Source organism: Abditibacteriota bacterium, assembly GCA_017552965.1.
GTDB lineage: Bacteria > Armatimonadota > UBA5829 > UBA5829 > UBA5829 > RGIG7931.
Map to the genome: position 1 here is coordinate 1 of JAFZNQ010000124.1, position 6,082 is coordinate 6,082.

Consider the following 6,082-nt stretch of genomic DNA (forward strand, 5'->3'; position numbering starts at 1 on the left):
ACCCTGATGAGAGGCGTTCTCTTTTGGGTGATGGGCTTGTCGCAGGGAGAGCCTATGAAGTCCCCGCCGTAAAAGTCGAACAGATTGCCCGATATGGTAAAGGAGGGCAGGCGCCCCAGTATTTTCTCCCCGTCGGAGAGCAGGGCGTTCTGAACGGGCATGGCGTAGTCGCCCTTTTCGTTGTAGCCGCCTCCGCTGGACATGATGGGTATCACCGCCGGCCTTCCGGAGAGCAGCTCCCTGACCGTCTTGCCGGAGGACTCAAAGGAGAGGCGCAGCCTGCCCGGGGTGGGCAGGTCGGCGTAGCTGTGGTTGGCTCCGTTGGTGTGGGGCACGCCGTATTTTTGGGCGGTCTTTCTGTCGGCTGCTCCGTAGAGCACGACGCCCCGGTCTATAAAGGTGCGCCTATAGCCCTCGTCCATAAAGCCTTCGCCGTCCCAGAAGGGGTTCATATAGTCTTCCCTGCCTGTGTAGTCGCTCACTGCCGTCACCAGGGGCGAAAAGGCCTCCTTGCCCACCTTGTCTGTGAGCAGGCTCACCCCCAGCCCCAGGCTCTCGGCGTTGAGGCAGCCGGCCAGGAATCCGGAAAAGCCTATGTCTCCCTGTATTATCACCTCGTCGGGCAGGTCGCAGGGAACGCCGTAGGAGCCCAGATAGGCCTCCGCCATATCCAGCACCGCCTGCCGGGACCAGGTCCTTTGGGGCAGGCTGAACCACCCGTCGTGGATGTCCCGGGAATCCACGTGCTTTATCCCTATGCCGGCGTAGATCACCGTGTCCCTGCAAAAGAGGTCCATGCCGTTTTCGCCGGTCCACCGGATCTCGCTGACCGACTTGCTGACGCCTCCGGAAAAGATGAATTCGGGGTAGCGCTCGGTGAGGGTCTGTATCAGGGCGCCGGCTTCTTCCAGCAGCTCCTGGTCGGGCATTTCCTCTTCGGTGAGGTCTCTGCTGCCCCTGAAGGCGGTGGGCTCAAAGGGCCAGGGCCTGCTCTGCTTCAGGGCAGCCAGCCGGAAGCCTTCGGCGTCCGGCACCACGCCGGTCTGATAGTGTATACGGGCCTCCCCGTTGTCGTATATGCGGTAGGAAGACACGTTGGAGTCGGAGGAAGAAAAGCTCTTGATCTTGTTTTCTTCGTATTCCACCTCGCAGGAGATGCTCCTGGATGAGTATTTTTGCTGCATATTTCCGCCTCCTAATTGATGTTCAGGGCCTTGACCCTGATGGTGGGCCCGCCTGCGGATACGGGCACGCTCTGGCCGTTCTTGCCGCAGGTGTAGGTGTCAAAGAGCTCAAAATCGTTGCCTATGCCGTCTATGTCAAACAGGGTCTTGAACACGCTGCCCGTGACCACGTTGGTCCGCAGGGGCTCCGCCAGCCTGCCGTCCCGTATGCGGTAGCACAGGGTGGGCTTCAGGGTAAAGAGGGAGGAGCCGGTGCCGTAGGACACGGCGTAGACGTATACCCCGTCCGCGGTGCTCTTTATCAGGTCCTCCGGAGAAGCCGTCCCCGGCTCCATGTAGGTGTTGGTCATGCGCACTATGGGCGGGCAGGTGTAGTCCTGGGCCCGGGAGTTGCCCGTAGGCTCTTCTCCCAGGGTGACGGCGGACCTGACGTCGTGGAGCCGGCCCGTGAGGACTCCGTCTTTGATGAGATAGGTCTTCCGGGTCAGGGTGCCTTCGTCGTCGTAGATGAGCCGGCCGTTGTTGGGCATGTCCCCCATATCCACAATGGATACTCCCGGGGCGCCTACCTGCTTGCCCATGACCCATTCTTCCCGGAGTGTCTTGTCGTTGAGCATGAAGTCGGACTCGCTCTTGTGGCCAAAGCTCTCGTGGGTAAACATGGCCGTGACCACCGGTGCCAGGATGGTGACGTATTCCCCGGGCTCCGCGTCCACGGCGTTGTTGCCGTAGTCTATGTAGCGGTCTATCTCGCTGAGTATTTCCTGCTCGTGGCCGGACAGCTCTTCAAAAGAAGCCTTCTGAAAGCCCTTGTAGGCCCCCACGGGCCAGCCCTTTATCACCAGCTGGCAAGAGGCGTTCAGCCGGCACCTCTGGGTGTCGGTCTCTATGTCGCTGCCCAGGCTGGAGACAAAGCGCTTTGAGACTGCGTTCACCGCGCAGGATATTTGGTACTGCTTCAGCTCGGGCACGTCCCGGGTAAAGCAGGCCTGCCGGTAATGCTCCACCAGGTCCCGCACCGCCCGGGGCTCCACCAGGCGCAGGCTCTTGTCGCCCCGGTAGGCCATGGCCTTGTCCCGGTGGACCTCCAGGGCCCTGACGTAGGCGTCGCCCCCGGCGGGCAGCCGGTTTTTGGCCAGCCCCGCCAGCCGGTCTATCTCCTGCTGGATGTTCTCGGGCATGTCCGTGGAGCAGGTGTACCACAGGACTCCGTCCCATACTCTGATAAAGGCTCCCTTTCGGGAGAGCTGAGTGTCCGTGCGGACCTCGCCGTTCATGACCGCTACCGTGATGTGCGCAGAGTCTTCTGTCCGCACGTCGGTATACAGACCGTCCGGAAATCTATACATATTGCATTCTCCGTTGATCATTCGTTTTTCATGCTGTTCAGGTTGAACACGGGGGCGCCCGGGTCGCTGATCATGCGGACCTCCATGATCCCCACTCCCAGAATACGCTTGTCCGGCTCGGCCGGGTTCAGAGCGTTGGGAGACCAGTTCTTTACCTTCACGTCAAACTTTATCCTGCCGCTTGAGGGCATGGTCACCTTGTTTGAGAGGGTGAGCATGCCTGCCTGTGTGATGGGCATCAGATTTTTGCCGTCCACGTATATGCCGGCGCCCTCCATAAGGGCGTTGGAGTCCGACATGATGTTAAAGGTCACCGTGTAGTCGGCGCCGGGGGTCCCTCTGAGCTCCAGGTTTGCTCCGGAGCTGGACCAGCGCATGCCCCCGTTGGTGGGCTCGGAATAAATGAAGCCGTCCACGAAGCTCTCGTCGTTGACCCCGTTGAGCTTCAGGGAATAGTTCTTAAAATCCTCGTCTTTCAATTTCCGGGGCTTGGGGATATTGGCGCTGATCTCGCAGCTGTCACCTATGCCGTTTTTGACCGTGAGGGGATTGGGCGACCAGTTGGCGGTGATGACGGCGGCGCCGGCTCCCGCGCCTATCTCTATGTGGGTGGGCTTCTCGGCAAAGGTGTTGCCGTTTATTATGCCGATGCCCTTGTTCAGGGTAATGGCCGCCGCGCTGGTGCCCAGGGCGTCCCAGCTCTCAAAGGTGCAGCCTATGACCGACAGCCGCGCTCCGTCGGAATCGCTGCGGACGCAGGTGTTGATGGGGCCCCAGAAGGCGCAGTTCATGAGGCTCACCTTGCCTGTGACTCCTCCCCGGATGTCCACGGGGCAGGCGTCTGCGGAGTTCCACCGGCCCACGAATTCGCCGTTGGTGATGGCCAGACCCATGGGCTGTATCTGCTCTATGAGCACCGAATTGGTGCAGCTGTCGGCGCCTATGCCGGAGAAGTTGCCGTTGCAGGCGCCCGAGCCCCGGTTGGTGAAGCGGTAGCCCGCCCCGTAGCCGAAGCAGAAGCAGTTGGAGCAGTATTGCCAGTCCGTGCGGGCAAACTCAAAGGCGGTGCCGTTGAGGTTGATCCATTTGCAGTAGGGGTCGTCGGCGGTGTAGGTCACGTTGAAGGGCCAGAAATGGCAGTTCTCTATGCGGCATATATCGTAGCACTGGTCTATCACGATGCCCGTCTTGATAGGATAGCCGTAAACCCCCGAGATGGTCATCCGGTCGGGACCTCTGAAGAGGATGCCTACGTAAGGATTGAGAAGGTTGCAGTTGATGACAGAGTGATTGCTGCCTTCATAGCCGGCTATACATGGGGAGTAGGGAATGGGAGGCACGGTCTTCTGGCTCCATTCCGGATAGTGGATGATGAGCCCCTGCACCCCGGAATTGTTGCCCGTCAGGGTGATAAAGGCTGTTCCGTCCGGGTCGTTCTTGCCGGCGTAGGCGGCGATGACAGAGCCCTTCATATTGCCGGCGGCGTCGGGCTTGTTGGACAGGTCGTTGGTGGGAGGGGCCACGTAGGTGCCCTTGAGCATCACTCCGTCCTTCACCTCCAGAGAGCCCCGGCATACGTATTCGCCGGTGGGGAACACCACGTTGCCGCCCCGGTGGTCATAGCATTCGTCGATGGCCTTCTGGATGGCGGCGGTGCAGTCGGTCAGGTTGTCGCCTTTGGCGCCGTAGTCCAGCACGTTGTAATCCTTGGCGCTGGCTTCGCCGGCAAAGACGGCAAGAGCGGCGCAGGCGAGAATAAAAAGGGTGAGAATAGTGTTGTTCATTGCTTTTTCCGCGTTGAGTATATTTAATATAAGTATAGCATCTGAGGAGTTTTTCTGCAAGAAGAGCCGCTTCGTTTTTGCATGAAAGGGGCACAACACATTTACGCTGTGCCCCGCAAATGGGCACTATCCGCCAGACGTTCTTATTCCGGACTTATTTAGCCGTCATGCCCCCGTGGCGTTATGCAGCGTCAGAGCGAGTCGGTAAGGATCTTTACAAGGTCGTCTTCGCCGAGGGGCGCCCACGCTTTGTCGAGACCTTCGTTGACGGCTATATGATGCGCCATTTCGCCGATACGGCTTCCGTCGATGCCTACGCCCCCGAGGCTCATAGGGATGCCTATGGACTCAAAGAAATCATAGGTGGCGTCTATTGCCTGCCGGGCGATCTCAAACTTGTCCTGACCGGCGTCTATGCCGAATACGTTCTGTCCGTATTTGACGAATCTGTCCACGGTCTTTTCGCTGAGGATATGCTTCATCCACCTCGGCGTGATGATAGCCAGTCCCTCGCCGTGGGTGATGTCGTAATAGGCGGAAAGGGCGTGCTCGATGCCGTGGCAGGGCCAGCCGGAGTAGCTGTTGCCCAGAGAGTATATCATGTTGCAGCCGTAGGTGCAGCAGAGCATCATCTCGGCCCTGGCCGTATAATCGGATGGATTTTCAAGACACTTGCGGGTGTTGATCATCAGGCTCTTCAGAGCGGCCTCCATAAAGCCGTCGTTCAGCAGGGTGGAATCTGCGACGAAGTATTGCTCCATGATGTGGTTCATGGCGTCGGCGCAGCCCGCCGCAGTCTGTTTTTTGGACACCGTAAATGTGTATTCGGGATCGAGAAAGGATACCGCGGGGTAGAGGTGGGGGTCCATATACCCGATCTTGTCGTTGGTCTCGGTCCTGGATATCACTGCGCCGGGGTCGTATTCGCTGCCCGTGGCGGCCAGGGTGAGTATGTCCACTATGGGCAGAGCATCCTTGGCAAAGGCCTTCCGGGTAATGAGGTCCCAGGGGTCGCCGTCGTATTTTGCCCCGGCGGCTATGGCTTTGGAGCAGTCCAGCACGCTGCCGCCGCCCACGGAAAGGATCACGTCTATGCCGTTTTCCTTGCAGAGACGGACGCCCTCAAGGACGCTGGGATCGTATTTGGGGTTGGGCTCTATTCCGGCAAGCTCGGTGATCTCAAGGTCCGAAAGAAGGTCTTTGACCTTGTCATAAAGGCCAAGTCTTTTGATGCTGCCGCCGCCGTAGGTGAGAAGCACTCTTTTTCCGAATCGGCTCATTACCTCCGGAAGCTTGTCGATAACTCCCTGTCCGAAAATAAGCCTGGTAGGTGTTTGATAATCAAAATTCTGCATAGTTTATCTCCTTCTTTGTTTGTCATACCAGCGATGCGGCCCAGGAGGCCACTTCCTTTTCACTGCGGGAAGCCTCCGAGCCTTTGACGGCGAGCCCCCGGCCCACCTCTGCGCCATTGCAGTATTTTCTGAGGGCGGCCGGCGCTCCGGCCAGCCCGCTGCCTTCGTGTGTCATGAGAGGAAAAACGTTCTTGCCCGAAAAATCCAGAGCTTCAAGCTGGGTAAAAACGGCGCAGGGATAAGTCCCCCACCAGCAGGGGCCGCAGACAAATACGTTGTCATACTCCGAAATGTCGGAGAGCATTTTTTTCAGCTCCGGCCTGCCGTTATTTCGGAGCTCCGCCTTCGCCTCCTCGATACAGATCATATAATCCTCGGAATAAGGCTTGACGGTGTCCACCTCAAACAGG

General features: G+C 58.8%; 5 protein-coding genes. All 5 read right to left on the minus strand.

The features are described from left to right. On the minus strand, positions 1-1,184 hold a 1,184-nt coding region (locus IK083_10375; protein ID MBR4749959.1), incomplete at its 3' end, for a hypothetical protein. An 11-nt stretch (positions 1,185-1,195) separates the two neighbouring features. Beyond that, complete coding sequence (locus IK083_10380; GenBank protein MBR4749960.1) at positions 1,196-2,533, minus strand: TldD/PmbA family protein; 1,338 nt, start codon at positions 2,531-2,533, stop codon at positions 1,196-1,198. A gap of 17 nt (positions 2,534-2,550) precedes the next feature. After that, a complete protein-coding gene (locus IK083_10385; GenBank protein ID MBR4749961.1) occupies positions 2,551-4,317 on the minus strand; it encodes a hypothetical protein in 1,767 nt (588 codons plus the stop codon). A gap of 191 nt (positions 4,318-4,508) precedes the next feature. Then, positions 4,509-5,672 (minus strand): iron-containing alcohol dehydrogenase, encoded by a 1,164-nt coding sequence (locus IK083_10390; protein MBR4749962.1) that lies wholly within the window; start codon positions 5,670-5,672, stop codon positions 4,509-4,511. A gap of 22 nt (positions 5,673-5,694) precedes the next feature. Next, a partial coding sequence (locus IK083_10395) for a flavodoxin (GenBank protein MBR4749963.1) occupies positions 5,695-6,082 on the minus strand: 388 nt, incomplete at its 5' end.